Origin of the sequence: Cryobacterium fucosi (assembly GCF_004403515.1) — a bacterium.
Taxonomy (GTDB): Bacteria; Actinomycetota; Actinomycetes; order Actinomycetales; family Microbacteriaceae; genus Cryobacterium; species Cryobacterium fucosi.
Map to the genome: position 1 here is coordinate 1 of NZ_SOHH01000074.1, position 22004 is coordinate 22004.

Annotated in this window: 22 protein-coding genes and 1 tRNA gene; 7 read left to right on the forward strand and 16 right to left on the reverse strand. The window is 69.7% G+C overall.

All coding sequences use genetic code 11. The features are described 5' to 3' along the window. The first annotated feature begins 232 nt into the window (after positions 1-232). The 7 genes from E3T48_RS10870 to hpaD all read left to right on the forward strand — a co-directional run bounded on the left by E3T48_RS10870 (position 233) and on the right by hpaD (position 9055). A complete protein-coding gene (locus E3T48_RS10870; RefSeq protein ID WP_134524106.1) occupies positions 233-952 on the forward strand; it encodes an IclR family transcriptional regulator in 720 nt (239 codons plus the stop codon). Positions 953-1217: 265 nt separating this feature from the next. Continuing rightward, a complete protein-coding gene (locus E3T48_RS10875; RefSeq protein WP_134524083.1) occupies positions 1218-2561 on the forward strand; it encodes an MFS transporter in 1344 nt (447 codons plus the stop codon). 193 nt (positions 2562-2754) lie between these two features. Continuing rightward, positions 2755-4317, forward strand: a complete 1563-nt coding sequence (locus tag E3T48_RS10880; RefSeq protein WP_134524084.1) for a fumarylacetoacetate hydrolase family protein — start codon at positions 2755-2757, stop codon at positions 4315-4317. After that, the gene (locus tag E3T48_RS10885) at positions 4314-4994 is read left to right on the forward strand and encodes a GntR family transcriptional regulator (protein ID WP_134524085.1); all 681 of its coding nucleotides are present in this window, start codon (positions 4314-4316) and stop codon (positions 4992-4994) included. The genes E3T48_RS10880 and E3T48_RS10885 overlap by 4 nt, the downstream gene beginning before the upstream one ends. 275 nt (positions 4995-5269) lie before the next feature. Continuing rightward, positions 5270-6229, forward strand: coding sequence for a 4-hydroxy-tetrahydrodipicolinate synthase (gene dapA / locus E3T48_RS10890; protein ID WP_134524086.1), 960 nt, complete (start codon positions 5270-5272; stop codon positions 6227-6229). Positions 6230-6232: 3 nt separating this feature from the next. Next, positions 6233-7765 carry a 5-carboxymethyl-2-hydroxymuconate semialdehyde dehydrogenase gene (gene hpaE, locus E3T48_RS10895; protein ID WP_134524087.1) on the forward strand — a complete coding sequence of 511 codons (1533 nt, stop codon included), beginning with the start codon at positions 6233-6235 and terminating at the stop codon, positions 7763-7765. Positions 7766-7978: 213 nt separating this feature from the next. Beyond that, positions 7979-9055: a 3,4-dihydroxyphenylacetate 2,3-dioxygenase gene (gene hpaD, locus E3T48_RS10900; protein ID WP_134524088.1), complete on the forward strand. Its 1077-nt coding sequence runs from the start codon at positions 7979-7981 to the stop codon at positions 9053-9055. A gap of 45 nt (positions 9056-9100) precedes the next feature. Here the strand turns inward: hpaD and E3T48_RS10905 are convergent, their stop codons facing one another. The 16 genes from E3T48_RS10905 to E3T48_RS10975 all read right to left on the reverse strand — a co-directional run bounded on the left by E3T48_RS10905 (position 9101) and on the right by E3T48_RS10975 (position 21979). Further along, the gene (locus E3T48_RS10905) at positions 9101-9895 is read right to left on the reverse strand and encodes an anti-sigma factor domain-containing protein (RefSeq protein WP_134524089.1); all 795 of its coding nucleotides are present in this window, start codon (positions 9893-9895) and stop codon (positions 9101-9103) included. Then, on the reverse strand, positions 9882-10442 hold the full coding sequence (locus E3T48_RS10910; protein WP_241986766.1) for an RNA polymerase sigma factor: 561 nt from the start codon (positions 10440-10442) through the stop codon (positions 9882-9884). The genes E3T48_RS10905 and E3T48_RS10910 overlap by 14 nt, the downstream gene beginning before the upstream one ends. Before the next feature lie 111 nt (positions 10443-10553). Beyond that, positions 10554-11216, reverse strand: coding sequence for a class F sortase (locus E3T48_RS10915; protein ID WP_134524091.1), 663 nt, complete (start codon positions 11214-11216; stop codon positions 10554-10556). A gap of 13 nt (positions 11217-11229) precedes the next feature. After that, entirely contained in the window at positions 11230-12072 is an 843-nt protein-coding gene (locus tag E3T48_RS10920) for a DUF4397 domain-containing protein (RefSeq protein WP_134524092.1), read from the reverse strand. A gap of 139 nt (positions 12073-12211) precedes the next feature. Continuing rightward, on the reverse strand, positions 12212-12964 hold the full coding sequence (locus tag E3T48_RS10925; RefSeq protein WP_198417661.1) for an alpha/beta fold hydrolase: 753 nt from the start codon (positions 12962-12964) through the stop codon (positions 12212-12214). Beyond that, positions 12965-13555, reverse strand: coding sequence for an isochorismatase family protein (locus tag E3T48_RS10930; protein WP_134524093.1), 591 nt, complete (start codon positions 13553-13555; stop codon positions 12965-12967). A 28-nt stretch (positions 13556-13583) separates the two neighbouring features. Beyond that, the gene (locus E3T48_RS16765; RefSeq protein WP_166789703.1) at positions 13584-13730 is read right to left on the reverse strand and encodes a hypothetical protein; all 147 of its coding nucleotides are present in this window, start codon (positions 13728-13730) and stop codon (positions 13584-13586) included. Positions 13731-13814: 84 nt separating this feature from the next. Further along, positions 13815-16040, reverse strand: a complete 2226-nt coding sequence (locus tag E3T48_RS10935; RefSeq protein ID WP_134524094.1) for a putative bifunctional diguanylate cyclase/phosphodiesterase — start codon at positions 16038-16040, stop codon at positions 13815-13817. Between the two features lie 236 nt (positions 16041-16276). Beyond that, entirely contained in the window at positions 16277-17260 is a 984-nt protein-coding gene (locus E3T48_RS10940) for a Gfo/Idh/MocA family protein (RefSeq protein WP_134524095.1), read from the reverse strand. Positions 17261-17337: 77 nt separating this feature from the next. Further along, the gene (locus E3T48_RS10945) at positions 17338-18075 is read right to left on the reverse strand and encodes an AfsR/SARP family transcriptional regulator (RefSeq protein WP_134524096.1); all 738 of its coding nucleotides are present in this window, start codon (positions 18073-18075) and stop codon (positions 17338-17340) included. A 176-nt stretch (positions 18076-18251) separates the two neighbouring features. Continuing rightward, complete coding sequence (locus tag E3T48_RS10950; RefSeq protein WP_198417662.1) at positions 18252-18521, reverse strand: hypothetical protein; 270 nt, start codon at positions 18519-18521, stop codon at positions 18252-18254. Positions 18522-18710: 189 nt separating this feature from the next. Beyond that, positions 18711-19061 carry a hypothetical protein gene (locus E3T48_RS10955; protein WP_134524097.1) on the reverse strand — a complete coding sequence of 117 codons (351 nt, stop codon included), beginning with the start codon at positions 19059-19061 and terminating at the stop codon, positions 18711-18713. A 131-nt stretch (positions 19062-19192) separates the two neighbouring features. Further along, entirely contained in the window at positions 19193-20356 is a 1164-nt protein-coding gene (locus tag E3T48_RS10960; RefSeq protein WP_134524098.1) for a chymotrypsin family serine protease, read from the reverse strand. 85 nt (positions 20357-20441) lie between these two features. Next, positions 20442-20708 (reverse strand): hypothetical protein, encoded by a 267-nt coding sequence (locus E3T48_RS10965; RefSeq protein WP_134524099.1) that lies wholly within the window; start codon positions 20706-20708, stop codon positions 20442-20444. A gap of 470 nt (positions 20709-21178) precedes the next feature. Further along, positions 21179-21288 (reverse strand) — tRNA-OTHER (locus tag E3T48_RS10970). 52 nt (positions 21289-21340) lie between these two features. After that, on the reverse strand, positions 21341-21979 hold the full coding sequence (locus E3T48_RS10975) for a TetR/AcrR family transcriptional regulator (protein WP_134524100.1): 639 nt from the start codon (positions 21977-21979) through the stop codon (positions 21341-21343). Positions 21980-22004 lie beyond the last annotated feature (25 nt).

A 22004-nucleotide genomic window follows, 5' to 3' on the forward strand; every position in this document is an offset into this window, starting at 1 on the left:
GTGCGGAGCGCCGCCAGCGCGCAGACGGCGGCCAGGCCGGCCGCCACCGCGGCGGCGGCCAGGCAGACGGAGACCCAGATCGCGCTCATCGAGCACCAAGATAGGCCCGTGCGGCCGGTCCGTGTTGATTCTCGGCGCACGGCTGGGGCAGGCCGGCGCACGGCTTCCCGCCCGCGGCCGGTCGTCCCTGCAACCGCGCCGGGGAACCGGATGCGACAATGGCACGGTGTCGATGCAAACCAGCCGGGCCGGCGCGAGTGCGGCGCCGCACTCGCAGACCCTTTCCCGCGGCATCCGCGTGCTCGAGATCCTCGCCGAGGCCGACTCGCCACTGAGCATCGCCGAGGTCGCCGCCGCCCTCGGCGTGCACCGGTCGATCGCCTACCGGATCCTCCGCACCCTCGAGGATCACGGCGTCGTGGTGCGGGATGCCGCCGGCGCCGTGCGCCTGGGCCCGCGGATGGCGGCGCTCGCCCGCGGGGTCTCCCGCGACCTGCAGGCCGCGGCCCTGCCCGAGCTCACGAGCGTCGCCAACGAGCTCGGAATGACGGCCTTCGTCGCCGTGCTCGACCGGCTCGAGGTCGTCACCCTCGTCAGCGTCGAACCCCGCGAGGCGCACGCGACTGTCGCCCGGCGGCCGGGGACCCGGCATCCGCTCGCCGTCGGCGCGCCGGGGATCGCCATCCAGTCCCTGCTCTCCCCCGCCCAGTGGGCCGACCTCGGCGGCGACGGCGCCCGGCGATCCGAGGCCGCGGCCGTCGGCACCCAGGGCTTCGCGACGAGCCACGACGAGGTCATCCCCGGCCTGGCGTCCGTGGCCGTGCCGCTGTCCGTTGCGGGCGAGCCGCCCGCCGCCCTCGCCGTGGTCTACCTGGCCGGGGGACGCCCGTCGGCCGAACTGGGCGCCCGCCTCACCCGCGCCGCAGCCGCGATCACGGCCGCGCTCCGCTGACGCGCACCGGCGCCGCCCGCCCCGTCGAATTCGACGGACATTCTTGGCGATCCGCGGCATCCGGCCCCTGTTTCGCGCGATCCAGGCAAAATCTCCGTCGAATTTGACGGGCGGCTCCGACCCGGATTGGGCACGCCCCGCCCGAGGCGATGCGCATCCTTGCACATAATATACGATTTGTGATACATTCCCTGCATTGCCGGCGATGCACAGCATCGGACGCACCGAACCGACTTCACCCGCACCGAATACAAGGAGGTATTCCATGGCTCTGACGACCGAACCAACGAAGACGAACGCGAAACGCCTCGAGGAACGACGCGTCCTCGTCGGCACCATGGTCGGAACCACGATCGAGTGGTACGACTTCTTCATCTACGCGCAGGCCGCCGGCCTTGTGCTCGCCGGCCTCTACTTCGCCCCGCTCGGCAGCGACAACGCCGCGCTCGCCCAGCTGGTCGCCTGGGCCTCGATCGGGATCAGCTTCCTGTTCCGGCCGCTCGGCGCGATCGTCGCCGGGCACCTCGGCGACCGGCTCGGCCGCAAGGCCATGCTCGTGGTCACCCTCGTGATGATGGGCGCGTCGACCGTGCTCATCGGCGTGCTGCCGACCTACGCCCAGATCGGCGTCGCGGCACCGCTGCTGCTCATCCTGCTGCGCATCCTGCAGGGCTTCTCCGCCGGCGGCGAGTGGGGCGGCGCGGCGCTCATGTCGGTCGAACACGCGCCCGCCGACAAACGCGGCCTCTTCGGCGCCTACCCCCAGATCGGCGTCCCGTCCGGGCTCATCCTCGCCACGGGGATCATGCTCGTCGTGACCAACTCGATGACCGAAGAAGCGTTCCTCGCCTGGGGCTGGCGGATCCCGTTCCTCCTCTCCGTCGTCCTGATCGGTATCGGCTACGTCATCCGCCGCTCCGTCAACGAGAGCCCCGTCTTCACCGAGCTCCGGGAACGCAAGAAGGAGTCCGCCGCACCGCTGAAGGAACTCTTCGCGCACAACTGGCGCCAGGTCGTGCTCACCGCGCTCATCTTCATCGCCAACAACGCCGCCGGCTACCTGCTGATCGCCTTCTTCTCCTCCTACGCCACGAAACCGGCCGAGGCCGGCGGGCTGGGCATGGAGCGCTCCCCCGTGCTGGTGGCGAGCACGGTCGCCGCGGTCTTCTGGCTCGCGGCCACGATGTTCGGCGGGATACTGTCCGACCGGATCGGCCGCATCCGCACCTTCCAGATCGGCTACGCCTGGCTCTTCGCCTGGGCGATCCCGATGTTCCTGCTGATCGACACGAAGAACATCGTGCTCTTCGCGATCGCGCTGCTCGTGCTCGCGATCGGCCTCGGCCTGTCCTACGGCCCGCAGGCCGCGCTCTACGCCGAGATGTTCCCAGCCCACGTGCGGTACTCCGGCGTGTCGATCGGCTACGCCCTCGGCGCGATCCTCGGCGGGGCATTCGCCCCCCTGATCGCCCAGCTGCTGCTGGACGAGACCAGCTGGTCGCCCTCGATCGGCATCTACATCATGGTGCTCGCCGCCATCTCCTTCACCGCGGTCTCCGTGGTCAAGGAAACGCGGGGAGTGCACCTCGGGGTGTCCGCCCGAGACTAGCGGCAGTCCGGCAACGCGGGGGGCAGGGGAGAGCGGCGGAATCACCGCCGGTCCCCTGCCCTTCGTCGCGCCGCCCGCCCGCCTCGATCTGCGCACGGCGGCCTGCCCCGAAAATTCTTGCGCAGTCCGATCCACCCGCGCTATAAATCGTATATGATTTGAGACATGCCGCTCGATCAGGCTCAGCGGCGGGATGCCGGTGCCACCACAAGCAGCCAGCACCACGGCACCGCAGGTTTCACCACCGCCGTTCAACACAGAGGAGTGCAGGTTGTCCGACACCATCGAATCCGCCGTCGAGGCGCTCGTCGGCGCCCGGCCGGGCAAGGTCATCGCCGTGCACATCAACTACCCGAGCCGCGCCGCGCAGCGCGGGAGGGTCCCGGCCCAGCCGTCGTACTTCCTGAAGCCGGCCAGCTCGCTCGCCCTCCCCGGCGAGATCGAACGCCCGGCCGGCACCGAACTGCTCGCCTTCGAGGGAGAGATCGCCCTGATCATCGGCACACGGGCCCGCCGGGTGAGCCCGGCGGAGGGCTGGAACGCGGTGGCCGGCGTCACCGCGAGCAACGACTTCGGCGTCTACGACCTGCGTTACGCCGACAAGGGATCCAACCTCCGATCCAAGGGCGGCGACGGTTTCACCCCGATCGGGCCGGCCGTCCTTCCTGCGCGCGAGGTCGACCCGGCCGCCCTGCGCATCCGCACCTGGGTGAACGGCGTCCTCGCCCAGGACGACACCACGGCCACGCTGTTCTTCCCGTTCGGCCGCCTCGTCGCCGACCTCTCCCAGCTGATCACGCTCGAACCGGGCGACATCATCCTGACCGGAACCCCGGCCGGCGCCTCGGTGGTGCGGCCCGGCGACGTCGTCGAGGTCGAGGTCGACGCGCCGGCCGCGACGCGGCCGCTGACCACGGGCCGGCTCCGCACCATAGTGATCGAGGGCACAATCCCGCTGGCCGGTTACGGCGCCGAACCCCGCGTCGACAACCTGCAGCGCACCGAGGCCTGGGGGTCCGCCGAGGCCGCCGGGCTCGCTCCGGTGGCTCCCGAATTCGTGCTCACCGCCGCGCTGAAGGAACGCATCAACAGCGTCGGCACCGCCACCCTCAGCGCACAACTGCGCAAACGCGGCTTCAACAACGTGTCGATCGACGGCCTCGGCTCGACCCGGCCCGATGTCCGCCTCGTCGGCCGGGCGCGCACCCTGCGCTACCTGCCGAACCGGGAAGACCTGTTCGAGTCCCACGGCGGCGGCTACAACGCCCAGAAACGCGCCTTCGACTCGCTCGGGCCCGACGACGTGATCGTGCTGGAGGCCCGCGGCGAGCGCGGCACCGGCACGGTCGGCGACATCCTCGCCCTGCGCGCCCAGGTTCGCGGGGCGGCCGGGATCGTGACGGATGGCGGCGTGCGCGACCTCGCGGCCGTCACCGCCCTCTCCATCCCCACCTACCATGCCGGAGGGCACCCGGCCGTGCTCGGCCGGCGGCACGTGCCCTGGGACACCGACCTCGCCATTGCCTGCGGCGGCGCCGCCGTGCAGCCCGGCGACGTGATCGTCGGCGATGCCGACGGCCTCCTCGTGATCCCGCCGCACCTGGTCGAGGACGTCGTCGCCTCGGCCATCGAACAGGAACGCGAGGAGGGCTTCATCGCCGAGATGGTCGCGGCCGGCCACGGCGTCGACGGGCTGTACCCGATGAACGCGGACTGGAAGGCCCGCTACCGGCACTGGCAGGAGGAGAAGAAATGACCGTCTCGACGGACTCGCCCACCGGCGATCTGAGCAAGGCCCAGCTCGCCCACCACTGGATCAGGTCGCGCATCAGCGACGGGACCTTCAGCCCCGGCTACCGCCTGGTGCTCGGCCAGATCGCCCGCGAACTCGACGTCAGCGCGGTCCCCGTGCGGGAGGCCATCCGCCTGCTCGAGGCGGAGGGTCTGGTCACCTTCGAGCGGAACATCGGCGCGCAGGTCGCGATGCTCGACGCCACGGAATACGTGCACACCATGCAGACGCTCAGCCTGGTCGAGGGCTACGCCACGGCGCTCTCGGCGCCCGTGCTCGACGCGGACACGCTCGAACGCGCCAGGCAGATCAACGCGGAGATGGCCGACTGCCTCGGCCATTTCGATCCGGTCAGCTTCACCCGGCTGAACCTGGAGTTCCACTCCACCCTGTTCGAGGCCTGCCCCAACCCGCACCTGCTCGACCTCGTGCACCGGGGTTGGAGCCGACTCAGCGCGCTGCGGGACTCCATCTTCAGCTTCGTGCCGGGACGCGCCCACGAATCCGTGGCCGAACACACCGCGCTGCTCGACCTGATCGAGAACGGCGCCGACCCGCTGCAGGTCGAGCTCGCGGCGCGCAACCACCGCCTCGGCACCCTCGACGCCTTCCTCGCCCGCCAGAACACCCCCGCCCGCTAGCCCGATGGTCGAGCTTGTCGAGACCCCGCCCGATGGTCGAGCTTGTCGAGACCCCGCCCGGTGGTCGAGCCTGTCGAGACCCCGCCCGATGGTCGAGCCTGTCGAGACCCCGCCCGGTGGTCGAGCCTGTCGAGACCCCGGGATCTCGACAGGCTCGATCGCCGGCACGCTCGATCTCGACAAGCTCGATCACCGACACGCTCGATCTCGACACGCTCCGTCACCGGCACGCTCGATCACCGACCACACATCCGCAGTCCCGAAGGGAACACCCCATGAAGTTCCGCAGTGACCCCCGCCAGATCAAGGGCTCCATCGCGCCCCTCATGACGCCGTTCACGGCCGACGGCGCGGTCGACCATGCCGGCCTGGCCAACCTCGTCAACTGGCAGATCGCCTCCGGCACCCACGGCATCTCGCTCGGCGGGTCGACCGGGGAACCGAGCTCGCAGAGCATCGGCGAGCGCGCCGCCGCGATCCGGACCGTCGCCGAGACCATCGGCGACCGGGTGCCGTTCATGCCGGGCACCGGCTCGGCCAAGCTCGACGAGACCCTCGAACTGACCGCCGCCGCCCGGGACGCCGGCGTCGACGCCGCCCTGATCATCACCCCGTACTACGCCCGGCCCACCCAGGAGGCCCTCTACGTCTGGTACAAGACGGTGGCCGAGGAGTTCCCCGATCTGCCGATCGTGGCCTACAACGTGCCCAGCCGCACCGCCGTGGACATCGCCCCGGAGACCATCGCCCGGCTCTACCGCGATTTCGACAACTTCGTCGGGGTCAAGGAGACCACCAAGGACTTCGAACACTTCTCCCGGGTGCTGCACCTCTGCGGAAAGGAACTGCTGGTCTGGAGCGGGATCGAGCTGCTCTGCCTGCCGTTGCTCGCCCTCGGCGGGGTGGGCCTGATCAGCGCAACCTCCAACATCGCCCCCGTGGCGCACGTGGAGCTGTACGACGCGTGGGTTGCCGGCGACCTCGACCGGGCCCGCGAGATCCACTACGGCCTGCACCCCCTCGTCGACCTGCTGTTCGTCGAGACCAACCCGGCGCCCGGCAAATGGGTGCTCGAACAGCGTGGCCTGATCGCATCCGGTTTCGTGCGGCCGCCGCTGATCACCCCCACGGATGCCGGCCTCGTCACCATGAAGCGGCTCCTGGCCGCCGGCGAGCAGTACCTCTCCCCCGTCGACGGTTTCACGGTCGACGGCAACACCCCGAACGGAGCCTGACCCATGACAACGACCGACACCACCGCCACCACCCCGGCTCCGCGCGTTCACTTCATCCCCGAGAACCTGCCCACCCATCTCCGGCACTTCATCGGCGGCCGCTTCGTCGACAGCGTCTCCGGCACCACCTTCGACGTTCTCGACCCGGTCTCCAACCAGACCTATGCCACCGCCGCCGCCGGCCAGCAGGAGGACATCGACCTGGCCGTCGCCGCCGCCACGGAGGCCTTCGAGAACGGGCCGTGGCCCGGGATGAAGCCGCGCGAGCGGTCCCGCATCCTGAACCGGATCGCCGATGCGATCGAGGCGCAGGATGCCCGCCTCGCCGAACTGGAAACGTTCGACACCGGGCTGCCGATCACCCAGGCCCTCGGCCAGGCCAGCCGGGCGGCCGAGAATTTCCGCTTCTTCGCGGACCTGATCGTGGCGCAGGCCGATGACACCTACAAGGTGCCCGGCAGCCAGATCAATTACGTCAACCGCAAACCGGTCGGCGTCGCCGGGCTGATCACCCCGTGGAACACCCCGTTCATGCTGGAGAGCTGGAAGCTGGCCCCCGCGCTGGCCTCCGGCTGCACCGTCGTGCTCAAGCCGGCCGAGTTCACCCCGCTCTCGGCCAGTCTGTGGGCCGAGATCTTCGCCGCCGCCGGGCTGCCCGAGGGGGTCTTCAACCTGGTCAACGGGATCGGCGAGGAGGCGGGAGACGCGTTGGTCAAGCATCCGGGTGTGCCCCTCATCTCGTTCACCGGCGAGACCACCACCGGCCAGACCATCTACCGCAACTGCGCCGCCAACCTCAAGGGCATGTCGATGGAGCTCGGCGGCAAGTCCCCCGCCGTCGTGTTCGCCGACGCCGACCTGGAGGCCGCGATCGACTCGACCCTGTTCGGTGTGTTCTCCCTCAACGGCGAGCGCTGCACCGCCGGCAGCCGGATCCTGGTCGAGCGCGCCGTCTACGAGGACTTCTGCGCCCGCTACGCCGCCCGCGCCCGGAACATCGTGGTCGGCGACCCGCACGATCCGAAGACCGAGGTCGGCGCGCTCGTGCACCCCGAGCACTACGCCAAGGTGATGAGCTACGTGGAGATCGGCAAGACCGAGGGCCGCCTGCTCGCGGGCGGCGGCCGCCCGGCGCACCTGCCGGAGGGCAACTACGTGTCCCCGACCGTGTTCGCGGATGTCCCTCCCACGGCCCGCATCTTCCAGGAGGAGATCTTCGGCCCGGTCGTGTCGATCACCCCGTTCGACACCGACGAGGAAGCCCTCGCGCTGGCCAACGGAGTGAGGTACGGCCTCGCCGCGTACCTCTGGACGAGCGACCTCACCCGGGCGCACACCTTCGCCCAGGCGATCGAGGCCGGCATGGTCTGGCTGAACTCGCACAATGTGCGCGACCTGCGCACCCCGTTCGGCGGGGTCAAGGCCTCGGGGCTCGGGCACGAGGGCGGCTACCGGTCGATCGATTTCTACACCGAGCAGCAGGCAGTGCACATCACCCTCGGCGCCGTGCACACCGCCCGCTTCGGCGCCGCCTGACCCGGATCTCGACAGGCTCGATCACCGCGGGGCCGGCTCGATCACCGGTGGTCGAGCCTGTCGAGACCAGGCTCGATCACCGACAGGGCCGGATCTCGACAGGCTCGATCACCGGCGGGCAGGCTCGATCACCGGTGGTCGAGCCTGTCGAGACCAGGCTCACCGACACCGAACACGACCACCACCAACTGACACTCAACGAGGAGGATCCCCATGACCACCACCCCCATCCCCACCCCCGCAGCCACCCCGCCCGACATCCTGCGCTGCGCCTACATGGACCTCGTCGTCACCGACCTGGCCGCGTCCCGCGAGTTCTACGTGGACATCCTCGGCCTCGTCGTGACCGAGGAGAGCGACACCGAAATCTACCTGCGCAGCTTCGAGGAGTTCATCCACCACAACCTCGTGCTGCGCCAGGGCCCGGTTGCCGCCGTGTCCGCGTTCGCCTTCCGGGTGCGTGCCCCGCTCGACGTCGACCTCGCCGAGGCGTACTACCGCGAGCTCGGCTGCCGCACCGAACGCCGCGCGAACGGCTTCGTGAAGGGCATCGGCGACTCGGTGCGCGTCGAAGACCCGCTCGGGTTCCCCTACGAATTCTTCTACGACACCCGGCACGTCGAACGCCTCGCCTGGCGCTACGACCTCCAGGGTCCGGGCGCACTCGTGCGCCTCGACCATTTCAACCAGGTCACCCCCGACGTGGGCCTCGGCCGCGGCTACCTCGAGGACCTCGGTTTCCGGGTCACCGAGGACATCCAGGACGAGGACGGCGTCACCTATGCGGCGTGGCTGCGCCGAAAGGACACCGTGCACGACACCGCCCTGACCGGCGGCAACGGCCCGCGGATGCACCACATCGCCTTCTCCACGCACGAGAAGCACAACATCATCTACATCTGCGACAAGCTCGGCGCGCTGCGCAAGTCCGACCTGATCGAGCGCGGCCCGGGCCGGCACGGCGTGTCCAACGCGTTCTACCTCTACCTGCGCGACCCCGACGGCCACCGCGTCGAGATCTACACCCAGGACTACTACACCGGCGACCCCGACAACCCCGTCGTCACCTGGGACGTGCACGACAACCAGCGCCGCGACTGGTGGGGCAACCCGGTGGTGCCGAGCTGGTACACGGATGCCTCCCTCGTGCTCGACCTCGACGGCAACCCGCAGCCCGTTATCGAACGCACCCAGTCCAGCGAACTGGCGGTGACCGTCGGCGCGGACGGCTTCTCCTACACCCGCAAGGGCGAGGACATGCCCGAATACAAGCTCGGCCACCAGTTGTAACCGCCCGCGGCCCGTGGCGTGCGGGGGTCAGGTGGCGTGCAGGGGTCAGGTGGCGTGCAGCCGGCCGCGCACGATCGAGTCGCCGGAGTGCGCCGGGTCGCCGTTGTCCGGCTCGGCGGACACGTCGACGAGCGGGTACTGGGCCAGGTCGAGCCCGTCGGGGATGCTGAACCGGCCGGTGTTCCCGTCGAGCAGTCCGATGCTGACCAGGCCGGAGGCATCCGCCTTGATCAGCCACACCTCGCGCAGGGGGGCCGTGCCGGTCGCCCCGGTGAGGTCGACCACGACCTCCCGGCGCCCGTCGGCGGCCTTCTCCACGTAGGCGGTGCCGGCGGCGTCCCAGCCGGGGAACGGGTCCAGTTTCGCCTCGGCGATCTTCGCCTCGGTGACGACGGGGGGCGCGGCGTCCTGCCGGAGCGATTCCCACCAGATCCCTCCGCCGATGCCGCCGACCAGGCCGACGATCCCGGCCGCGACGGTCAGCGGCAGCCAGAAGCGGGCGCGGCCCGGCCGTGCGCTGCCGTCGATCCGCGCGACCGGCCCCACACGTGCCGGCCCCGCACGTGCCGGGCCAACGGCCGCCGGGTAGTCGGAGCGGCGGGGCGTGCCCGCGACCGCGTCGGAGAGCCCGAGGGCGGAATGGATGCGGCCCCAGACGGCGTCGCCCGGCTCGATGACTTCGACGTCGCGCGCCGACCGGCCGACCGCAATTGTGTGCCGCAGGGAGATCAGGTCGAGCGAGCACTCGGGGCATTCGGACAGGTGTACGCGTTCCGGTTCGGTGAGGTCGAGCTCAGCCAGGGCAATGAGCGCGAGATCGTCCCGGTCAATGTGTGTCATCGTTCGCCTCCAATCTGGTGCGCAGCCTGGTCAGGCTTCGTCTGATGTGACTCTTCACGGTGCCGAGGGGCAGTCCGAGGCTATCGGCGATCTGGGCGTGCGTCAGGTCGTCGAAGAACGCCAGCCGCATCACGCGCTGCGGCACCGGTTCGAGCCGTTGCAGTTCGTCGCTGATCAGGAGCCGGTCGGCGACGTCGGCCGATTCGTCCGGCAGGCTGAACTTGAGTTCGCCCGTCACGGCCGCCTCGATCCGGCGACGGCGCGAGCGGGCTTCGTGCGCGTCGGCCACCGCATGCCGGGTGATGCCGACGAGCCAGGCCGACAGCCGTGCCCGTGACGGGTCGAAGCCGGCCCGACCGTTCCAGGCCGCGATGAAGACCTTCTGGGTCACGTCCTCTGCCTCACCCCGGTCGCCGAGCGAGCGCACGGCGATGGTGTGCACGAGCGCGGACCAGCGGGCGTATGCCTCGGCGAGCGCGCGTTCGTCTCCCCCACGGAAGGCGGTGGCCAACCGTGCGTGGTCGTCTGCATCGGTGGGTGCGCTCACAACGCTGGGGTGCCTCCCGGTCGAATACGACGTCCGCCGGTCGTACACCTCAGGCCTCCCCGGGGAGGGCGCCTCGACCAGCGTCGGACACAGCATAGCCACACCTCGTCGTCATGGGATCGGATCCGCGGACACGATCACGTTGGAGAGGTAGCGCTTCGCCTCGTAGTCGAATTCACCGCCGCAGGTCACCAGCGTCAGCCGGGGCGCACCCGACCGGCCGAAGACCGTGTCCCACGGGACATCCGGTTTGAGGATCGACTGCACGGTGGTGACCGCGTAGCGCCGATCCGTTCCGTCGCTGAGCGTCAGTACGACCTGGGTTCCGGCCCTCGCCGAGGCGAGCCGGGCGAACGGCCCGATGTCGTAGACGAGCGAGTCGACGTGGGCGGCGATCACGGTCGCACCGGCCGCGCTGGCCGGCGACGGGCCGTACCGGTACCAGGCGGCCACGGCGGGGTTCTTCGGAAGTTCCATCGTGTTCTCCGCGGTGCGGCCGACCGCCTCGACCGCCATGTCGATGCCCAGGCCGTCCACCCGGATCCGCACGGGGGCGAGCGGGACCGGCGCCTGGTTTGCGCTCAGGGCGGCGCTCACCGTCGGCACCGTCACGTCGGGTGTCGGCTGGGGGGCCGGAACAATGGATGCCGGTGCCGGCGCGGCCGTCGTGACCGCCCTCGGTGCGGATGCAGCGGGGCCCCGAACCCCGGAGCATCCGCTGAGCAGAACGAGAGCCACAGCGAACATCCCGATTGCGCCCACTGTGGCCCTCATCGTGCGCTCCGGGTCAGCGGCGAGCGGCCGCGGCCGAGCGACGCAGCCCGACGACCGCCGCGGTGCCGAGTGCGAGCAGCAGCGCGGCGAAGGCCCCGAGCCACAGCCCGGTCGTGTCGGCGGGCTTGTTCGTGGCGACCAGGCCGGCCTCACCGGCCGGGATGCTGCCGGGGTTGGAGTGCAGGCCGGCGATGGTCTGCACGGCCAGGGCGAGGTTCTTGTCGGCCAGGCTGCCCCACGCGTAGACGATCGTGTTCGTGCCTTCCGCGACATTGACGTCGGCCGGCCCGATCACCGGCGCCGTCGTTCCCGTCGCGGCGACCGCCGCCGAGATGGTGCCGGCCGGCAGGGTCAGCACCGACTCCTTCGGGTTGATCAGGTTGGTGATGGCCGCGGCGCCGTTGGCGAGCACGTCGACCGCCGGGGCGGCCGCCACGTGACGAACGGTCAGGCGCCCCTGACCGGCCTCCAGCTTGCCGATGTCGTTGGTGAAGAGCGTCGCCGTGGGTTTGCCGGCGGCGTCGAGGTGGGCGGCGGCGGTGTAGTCCTTGCCCGCCTCGAGGGGCAGGTCGACCGGGCCGATGACCGGCTTGCTCGCGTCGGCCGCGTCAGCGGCGGTGATCGCCACCGTGTAGGTGCCGGCCGGCAGGTCGAGCGGCCCGGCGAGGTCACCCGGCTTGAAATTGTCGAGGGTGAGCTTGTTGTTCACGTACACGTCGACGGTGAGGCCCGGTACGCCGTGGAAGACGGACAGTTTGGCGACGTGATCGGCGGCCTGCGCCGGGGCGAGACCGGCCAGGGCGACGAGGGCGACGAGCGAGGCCGCCGACAGGCCGATCGTGAGGGACTTGCGCATGATTTCCTCCTGGTGTGTGGGTCACGGGGTGGCATCCCCGCGCTGTGTGCCTGAGCACTCATATCCCACTACTTCCGGAGGAGGACCCGGATTGGATGCACTCTCCGGAATAGTTCCGCTAGAGGTCTTCGGTGTGCGTTCAGGCGAGGAAATCCAGGGCGGCCCGCTTGAACTCGCCGGAGGCGAGCGAGGTCACGTGGTCGCGGCCGGGCAGTTCCCGGTAGTCGGAGCCGCGGGCACGGGCCAGCTCGGCCACCCCGGCCGGGATCGGGTCGGCGCCGCCGGCCACGTACAGCACGGGGACGTCCGGCGGAAGATCGAGCTCCGCCCCGGCGAACCCCTCCACACAGGCGAGCAGGGCAGCCGGGTCTCCCCCCGCGGCGACCGCGGCGGCGAGCACGGACGCGATCACCGGGTCGGCCGGGGTCTCGCCCGCCAGGACCGCGTCCCGTGTCGCCCGGTCCCAGGACTCGAACAGCTCGACCGGCCCCGCACCGCCGAGAACAAGGCGGCCAACCCGATCCGGGGCCAGCCGGGCGAGCGCCGCCGCGACCCGGGACCCCATCGAATAGGCCACCACGTCGACTTGGTCCAGGCCGAGCGCGTCGAGCACGACCACGAGATCGGCGGCCAGCTGCCGGGGGGCGTAGTCGGCGGCCCGGTGCGGCTTGTCGCTACGGCCGTGCCCGCGGAGGTCGGGTGCGACCACACCGCGTCCGGCATCCTCGAGGAAGCGGACCCAGCCGGTGCCGGCCCAGCTGACCCTGGCGGTCGACGCGAAACCGTGCACGAGCAGGATCGGGCGATCCCCCGGCACGACGTCGTACGCGATCCGCACGCCGTCGAGGCGCCGTGCGAAGGAGCCCGGCACGAGTGCGGGCGAGCCCCCCACCTAGGCGACCACGTCTGAGGTTGCCAGCACGGCCCCCGCGTGGGCCAGTTCGGCCAGGGCCGCCTCGCTGGCCTCCGGGTTGACCCCGGCGATCAGGTCGGTGAGCACGCGCAGGTGCTGGCCGTGTTCGAGGGCGTCGAGGCCGCTCGCCCGCACACAGTGGTCGGTGGCCAGGCCGACGATGTCGACATCCGTCACGCCGTTCGTGATCAGCAGTTCGCCGGTCTTGTCGCCGCCCGCCGAGACGCCGTCGAAGATCGAGTAGCCGGCCTCGCCCTGACCCTTGCGGATGTGGATGGTGTGTTCCGGCAACGTCAGCGCCGGGTGGTACTCGGCGCCCTGGGTGCCCGCGACGCAGTGCACCGGCCAGGTCTCCGAGTGGTCGGGTTCGCCGGACGGGGCGAAGTGGCCGCCGTTGTCGCTGTCGGGGTCATGCCAGTCGCGAGAGGCGAAGACGCAACCGTAGGCGTTCGGATGCCCCGCCAGGAGCGCGCTCACCCCGGCGGCCACGGCGGACCCGCCCTCGACGGCGAGCGCGCCGCCCTCCGTAAAATCGTTCTGGACGTCGATGATGAACAGTGCCCGTGTCACAGGTGGCTCCTTCGCTCGCCGGATGGGATCAGGTGTTCGACGGGTTGTCACCGCAGCGGTAGAAGCCTGCAGTGATGGTGTCGATCGCCTGCTTCGCATTATCGCCCACATCCCCGAGCGCGTAAACGGCGAGGAGGGAGGCGATGCTGCGCCGCAGGCCGTGCTCTTCTTCCACGCGGGCAGCCTGCCTGCCGCCCAGGCGGGTCAGCCGCAACCTCGCAGCCCGGGGCGACACGCATCCGTCACCGCACCGACGATTTCAACTTCGGGCGGGGGACAGCACCGACCCGGAAAGCCGTCGCTCGGCGAGCCACACGTCCAGCTCGGCGGCGGGGACAGGGCGCGCTATGAAGTAACCCTGCGCCTCATCACAGCCGTACCGGGCGAGTTCGGCGCAGGCGACGCCGTCTTCGACCCCTTCGGCCACCATCCGCAGGCCGAGGCTGTGGGCGAGGTGGATGGAAGAGGCGACGAGAGCGGCGGCCCGGGGGTCGCCGGCCATCGGAAGGACGAAGGACTGGTCAAGCTTGAGCTCATCGACGGGCAGGTCGCGGAGATAGGCCAGCGAACTGTAGCCCGTGCCGAAATCATCGATGGCGATCCGAATGCCCATGTCGCGCAACCGGGCCAGGATGGACCGGGCCCGCGGGAAGTCGTCCAACACGACTTCCTCGGTGATCTCCAGGATGAGGACCGACGTGGACAGCCCCCGGCTCAGGATCATCGCGGCCACCCGGTCTGGCAGTTCCGCGTCGATCAGGGAGCTGACCGACAGATTCACCGCAACGGTCAGAGGGTCCTGGTGCGCCCGCCAGATCGCGGCCTGGTCAAGGGCCTTCTCGAGCACCACCCGGGTCAGGTCGCGCATCAGTCCGGCCTCCTCGACCAGAACGAGGAACTTATCCGGGTACAACAGGCCCCGGACGGGATGGCTCCAGCGCACGAGAGCCTCCACACCGGTCACCCGCTCGGTGGCCAGGTCGATCTTGGGCTGATAGTGCAGGATCAACTGGTCTTCGCGCAGCGCCACCCGCAATTCCTGAAGGGTGCGGAGCCGGGTATCGCCGTGGCTGTCGTCGGTGCTGTCGTAGACCTTGTGTCCGCTCCGAGCCGCTTTCGCCTTGTACATCGCCATGTCGGCCTTGCGCATCAGCACCGTCAGATCGCGGCCCTGATCGGGGCACAACGCTATCCCGATGCTGACATCGGTCTGCAGCGCGATGCCCTCCAGGGTGAAGGGCTCCGCCAGCGCCGCCCGCAGCTTGACGGCCACGGCCAGGGCCTGCCCGCGATCGGCGTCATCGAGGAAAATCGCGAATTCGTCCCCACCCAACCGTGCGAGCAGATCGCCGCTGCGCAGTTGCCGGGCCAGCCGCCGGCCGACCCGAACCAGAAGCCGGTCGCCGACGTCGTGCCCGAGGCTGTCGTTGACCTCCTTGAACCGGTCCAGATCCAGCAGTAGGAGCGCGCCGGCCCGTCCCGGCCCGGCCATCAGGCGCGCGGAAACGTCCGCATAGAGCGCCCGCCGGTTCGGCAATCCGGTCAGCTCATCCGTCCTCGCCAGCCGACGCAGGTCGGCCATCCGCACCAATTGGCGAAAAGCCAGCTGCGTGCGAACCACAGCCACGACGAGCGTCAGGGCCGCCAGAACCACTGCGAGGGCCGACACGTCCATCAGGCTGCCCAGGATCAACACCCCCGCCGCCGCCGCCATCGCTGCCGTCGGCACCGCGAGCGCCCCTGCCTTCGTCACCGTGCCGCTCTGTGAAGCGCCCGGACGCGCAACGCCGTCGATCCACAACGCGACCAGGGCGAGCCCGACTGCCCATGCCGCATCCAGGGGCGTGCCGATGGCATACACGCCACGAGACACACGCAACGCATAGACGACGTCGGCGGCAGCGAACACCAGCAGGCCCCCGACCAGCAGGAACCAGCGGCGACCGACGACCAGACCCGGCGCGGCGGCGATGCCGACGACGACCGCCCCCAGGAGCAGGTCCGACATCGGGTAGGCGAGCGCGACGACGGTGGCCGGCGACGGCGGCGCTCCGACGGCGGCATCCAGTATCGGGTGCAGCGCCACCGCCAGCACCGCGGCCACGCCCAGCGCCCCGACGGCGCCGTCCAAAATCACCGACAGCGCCAGGCCGCGCAGCTGTCGGCGCACCAGGATGGCGAGCGCAGTCAGTATCAACGGGTAGAACGACAAGAATCCGGCATCCGCCACGGAGGGGAACGGTAGTTCCTCGCCTTCAGATTGAACGAGATAGAAATAGCTGCTCGAGACCGCATACACCGCCACGGCCGTAGCCGCCAACAGCACCGACAGCCGCCGGAATCTGGTGCGCACCACCGCAATCCAGCAGACGGCAACGGTGAGCCACCGGGTGATCGTCCCCAGCCAGCCGTCGACCAATGGATCGAACCCGGCGTCACCGTGCAGCAGAAGTCCGCCGAGGTACATGCCGAGGCTGAGCCCCATCGCCCACAACAGCCACGAGACGCTCCGTTGCCTGGGGGCCGGCTGCCCGCCGCCGTGGCCCCGTCGCCTCCTCGACCACATGAAACGCCCCCCGATTCGCCGTTGTTTCAGGCTAACTCACACTCGGCAGATCCCCCTTCACCCGTGCCCGCACGGGGTCACCCCCAGTACGGGTGGCATCCGGTGGCGGCCGCACAGGCGGCGTCGCCCGGGCCGTGAGCACCCGCGGCAGCCGGTCACTCGCCGGGGTAGCGCAACCCGATCTGCTCGCGCACGGCGTCGAGGGTCTCCATGATCGCGACCATCTCCTCGACCGGCAGGATGTCGCTCGAGATCTTCCCGGCCCGGATGAGCTTCTCGGCCTCGACGGCCTGGAAGTGCATGCCGCGCCCGGTGATCTGGGCGCTGAAGGTCTCGATCACCTTGTTCGCGCTGTCGCGCACCCGGATCGTCGTCGGCGCGTACCAGACCCGGTCGATGTCGATCCGGCCCGCGGTGCCCAGGATGGTCGCGGTGTTCGGGCCGGCCGTGTCGCTGGCGGAGAGGGTCTGGGCAATCTGGCCGCCCGGGTAGCGGAACGTCGTGGCCACCTGGGCGTCGACGCCGGTCGGCTTGAACGTCGCGGTCGCGAGGATGGTCTCCGGGCGTCCGAACAACTCGGAGGCGAAGGTGAGTGGGTAGATGCCGAGGTCGAGGAGTGCGCCGCCGCCGAGCGCCATCGAATTCAGCCGGTGCTCGGGGGCATCCGGCAGCAGCTGGGTGTGATCGGCGATCAGCGTGTGCACCTCCCCGATCGTGCCGGCGGCGAGGATCTCCCGGATCCGCACCATGTGCGGCAGGAACCTGGTCCACATGCCCTCGAGCACCAGCAGCCCCTTGCTCGCGGCGAGGTCGACGACCTCCCGGGCCTCACGGCCGTTCAGGGTGATCGGCTTCTCGATCAGGACGTGCTTGCCCGCGTTGAGCATGAGATGGGCGTTCTCGGCGTGGAACGGATGCGGCGTGGAGATGTAGACGATGTCGACGTCGGGGTCGGCGGCTAGGGCCTCGTAGCTCGGGTGTGCGGTGGGGATGCCGAACTCGGCCGCGAAGGCGTCGGCCGACGCCTGCGTGCGTGAGGCCACGGCCTGCACCTGGAATCCGCCGAGGACGAGGTCGTTGGTGAATGCGTGGGCGATTCCGCCCGTGGCCAGGATTCCCCAGCGGATTGCGTCGGTCATCCCTCCAGCCTAGCTACGAGGAGGTGTGGCCCCCCGCCGAGAATGTCCAGCCGAGAAATCCGGGGAGGCAGAGGCTGTCATCCCGGATCGCGCTCGCGCGCGGGCAGTGGGGTTCGCAGGTCAAGGAGCTCGGTGAATCTGGGTGAGGGCGCGATCCCCAGCTCGCGATCGAGGCCGGCCCGAAGCCGCCCGAAGGCAGCTGAGGCGGAAGCGCGGTTCCCGGCGGCCAGGTGGCCCTGGACGAGGAGCAGATGGGCGCTTTCACGAAGCGGTTCCATGGCCGCTGCGGCGCCGGCAGCAGCCAGGGCGCGGGCGTTGTCTCCGCGGTCGAGGTAGTGTCTCGCCAGGGCTTCCAGTGCGGCCACGCGCCCCTGCCACAGGCGCTCCTGCTCGAAGATCACCCAGTCCTCGTACCAGCCGGGCAGCAGGTCCGCGGAACACAGCACGTCAGTGGCGGCCGTCGGCGGGGTGACCGCGCCGGTCGCCAGGATGTCCCGAACGAGCTGCCGGACCGAGTGGACGTCCACCGCGACCCGGTTGCCCAACGCCAAGCGGTGACCTGCGCTCTGCATCAACGTCGGTAGCTCATGGGAGATCCGGTACATGCTGGCCCGCAGGCTGCCGGCAGCCTGCGATTCGGAGTTCTCCGGCCAGAGCAGGTTCGCAACGAAAGTCCGCGACCGGCTGCCGAGCAGGGCGACGACGGTGATGACGCGCTGCTGGCGAAAGCCGACCTCGATCGGCTCGTCGCCGCGCCGCAATTGCCAGCACCCGAGCAACTCGAGGTTCCACTCCCACGACGCTGTGGCTTCCAAGAGTCCCCCACCCCCACCTCACACCGACGGCGACGCTTGCAGAACACGATTCTCGCAGCCGATTTGCGGCTACACGGATTCAGGGTGGACCGCTGAACCCGCCTTGTCAATGATTCGACTGATCCGGTCGCCGGATGCTTCGTTCAGCGCCGATCGAATGGACCTCCGGTGTCGATCTAGGGCGTGTTCTCGTCCTTATCCGGGACTGAAGCCCCTGGAAGGCTGGACAGCCAGTTTCGGACAGCGTCCAGGACCTGTTCCGGGTCGGTCGCGTGGACGACTGACGGCTCCGCGAGCAGTGGCGTGCCGAACCTGAGCCGCGCCCGGAACCCGGTTTCGTGTTCGCGCTCTGTCCACACCCGGATCACCATCACATTCGTGCCGAATGCGTCGTCGGTACCCTCAGCGTCGTCCCGTGCCGCTCCAACAGAATCCCCGTCGTTCACTGCGTAGCCTCAATCTGTTGTGCGGAACCAACCTCGGAAGATGCTGCCAGTCCCACCCTCCCATGCCCGGCGTTCGCGGACCTTCCCGGCCGGGGCCCCAGTTCGGTGGACACGCCCGGGAGATCGATCCTCGCAGTTTCAGTCTCAGTCGCAGTCGCAGTGGAGAACGGCATTGTTCCAGGGCCAGTCCTATTGGGCGTGGAATCCACCCGGAACCTGCTCGACGATGACCGGGACGCCGTCGATTTCGGTCGGCACCCGGTCTGCCGCAGCGGCGTCGCTGACCCAGACGATGATGGCATCGTCGCCGGCGGGCGTGAGGCCGTGTCCCACCCCGTCCACGCCGCCAAGGGCGAGGAGTCTTTCCTTGTTGAGGTCGATGATCTCATCCACGGGATGGGCGTTCACGTTCAGGTTCGGGGGCAGGGGAGCATCGGGGAGCGCCGCTCCTTCCGGGTCGCCGGCGCCCGTGGTGTCGCGGCCGCGCGGGCCTCCGGCCAGGACCAGAACGGTGGATAGGACCACGAGAAACAGTGGCATCACTCAACCTCTCTTCCGCCCGGGGCGGGCAACCGTCTAGACGACTATAGGTCAGCATGGATCGTCACCTGAAGGCACGGCCGGTGCGGGCGAACCTGCGGGAATGCATCCGGGTTCGCCCGCACCATGTCCTAGGTGTACAGGTTGATGTCGAGGAAATAGGTGACCCAGGGCATGGGGCTGGCGATGGTGTAGCCACCGCCGCCCGCGAAGAGGAGACCGACCGGGGGAAGGCCGCTCTGCCACTTCCAGATCACCGACCCGGAATCGCCACCGGCCGAGAAGTTCGTGCCGCTGTTTCCCTGGACGACGAACTGCCCGGCGAAGTAGGCCTGACCTGCGCTGCCGTAGTTGATGTAGCCCGCCCAGTTCGTCGCGACGACCTTTCCCTGCGTGAGTTCGGTCGTGCGCCCGGACTTCCCGACGGTGTTGCCGAGGGCCGGATACTGCGGGGTGCTCCCGATTCGGAAGAAGCCGAAGCCTGCGCCGGTTCGGTAGAGCTCCTCGCGGCGAACCAGCGCGGGCCAGGCCCAGCCGGTGGCGCAGTCCACGTAGTTGGTCGCGCCGCCGAACTTGATCGGCACGAACCGCTCCAGAATCGCGATCCGGTCCTTGGGCGAGACGCCGCCATCGTAACGGCCGGGTTGGATGATGCTGTCGCCGTACACGGAACTGTTGGAGTTCGCCAGCACGTGGTTGTTCGACAGGACGAGCAAGCGGCTGTTGCGGGGTGCGCTCCGGCCCAGTGCCAGGCAGCCCAGGGTGCCGGCCGTGACCTTGACGTGCCCGACCGAGATGCCGCCGGGTGCGGGCCGCGCCCGGAAGTTGAACTGTTGCGTCTCGAACTGGCCGGACTTCCGAATCGTCATCGGCACGTCTGACGCACTCTGGATGCCGAGGCCGTCCACCACCGCCTGGCGCGCCGTGCTCGACGACATGGACTTCGCCACGAACACGTTGAGTGTCGGTTCGCCCGGCATACCGTCACCGGGCTCACCGAGGCCGATGGCGACGCCTTCGATGTTACTCAGGCCGTCGGTCGCCGCGTCCAGCGCGACCGTCTGCGCTCCCGAGGTGCGGGCCTGCGCCTTGAGCACCGCAGCCAGCTCGCCGTGGGCGTCGAGAAGCTGCGTCGGGTACCCGCCGGACAGGGCGCTTGAGTCGGGCACGAATGACGCCTGCCCGCCTCCCGCACTGTCGTCGGGTGGTGCCTCGAATTCCTGGCTCGACGCCGTCTCTTCGCTCTCGGCCGCCTCGTTTCCCGACGGCTCCTCAAAATCTTCTGCCTTGGACATCAGATCCTCCCTCCGCACGAGCTCGGGATTTCCGAGCTTCCCGTGGCTTTCGGCCAAGTCTCGGCGCGGCTGCGTTACGCCCGCGTTACTCGTGGAGGCTCCCCCGCGGCTCGCCCAGCTTCACGCCCCGGCGTCGGGGCTCGCGGACTGCTTCGAGCAGGTGAAGGCGATCGTGCTGGGCCTCCACCGGGCCGGCCCGGCCCCGGCGCTCGAGCCCGGCCCCGGGATCGAGCATGCCCCGGCGCTCGAGCCCGGCCCCGGTGGTCGAGCCTGTCGAGACCGCGCCCCGGCGCTCGAGCCCGGCCCCGGTGGTCGAGCCTGTCGAGACCGCGCCACGGATGCGGAGGCTCACCCGGTCTCGACACGCTCGACCACCGGGCCGCGGCGCAGCTTTGGGAAGGCGGCGCAGGTTCCCCGGTGCGCCAGCTTCCCGGACCTGCGCCGCGAGCGGTCGGGAGCGGCGGCCTGCGGCCTCGAAGGCGTCCAGGGACTCCTCGGCCGCAGCTGCGCCACATCCAAACTACGTCCCGGCCGGAGGGTTCCGGTGGGAACATCCGCTTGGCGGGGACGACGGTCCTCCCCGTGCAGCGGAGACTGGGCCACGCCTCGGTCTCGACAGGCTCGACCAACGGGGCCTGATCAGAGCTGGTTGTAGCGCCGGACGCCGCCGGCGCGACTCACCCGGTCTCGACAGGCTCGACCACCGGGGCCGGCTCGACCACCGGGGCCGGCTCGACCACCGGGCCGCGGCGCAGCTTTGGGAAGGCGGCGCAGGTTCCCCGGTGCGCCAGCTTCCCGGACCTGCGCCGCGAGCGATAACGGAGCCGCCTATCAGAATCGAACTGATGACCTTCTCATTACGAGTNTATCAGAATCGAACTGATGACCTTCTCATTACGAGTGAGACGCTCTACCGACTGAGCTAAGGCGGCGTGACGCACGATTCCTCCCTCACGGAAGGGCCCGGTGACACAGCAACAAAGCCTAGCTTGTCCGGAGGGTCATCTCGTACAGTTCCGTGAATGACTCGGTGACCTCGTCGGCCAGGGACCGGACCGCGTCGCCCTCGGCCCAGCACCGCCAGGCGTGGCGCACCGCCGCGACGGCCACGAGGGTGAGGAGCAGGGCGCGCTGGTGCAGCCGCACCGGGTCGGCGGCCAGGTCGGGCTGGTCGGCGGCCAGACGCTCGCCGATGATGTCCTGCAGCCGGGCCTCGAAGTTGCGCAGGGTCGCCATCCGCAGGCCGAACAGGTAGGGATTCTCCTTCATCACGGTGCGGCGCAACTGGTGGATTTCCCGGTCTCCCTCGGTGTTCTTCAGGCTGGAGGCCAGCAGTTCCGCGAGTTGGGCGAGGATGTCCCCCGATGGTCCACCGTGCACGAACGCGTCGATGTCGTCCGCGGAAGCCAGGTCCAGTTCATCTCCGACCATGGCGGCGTCCTTGGAGGAGAAGTAGTTGAAGAAGGTGCGCGGGGACACGTCGGCGGCCCGGCTGATGTCCTCCACGGTCACCTTCTCGATTCCGCGCTCGCAGGAAAGGATGAGCACCGCTCGCTGAATGGCCCGCCTGGTGGCCAGCCGCTTTCGCTCCCGAAGGCCTGGTTCTCCGTGTTCTGCCGACATCCTCCAATTCTTACACAGGGCGCAA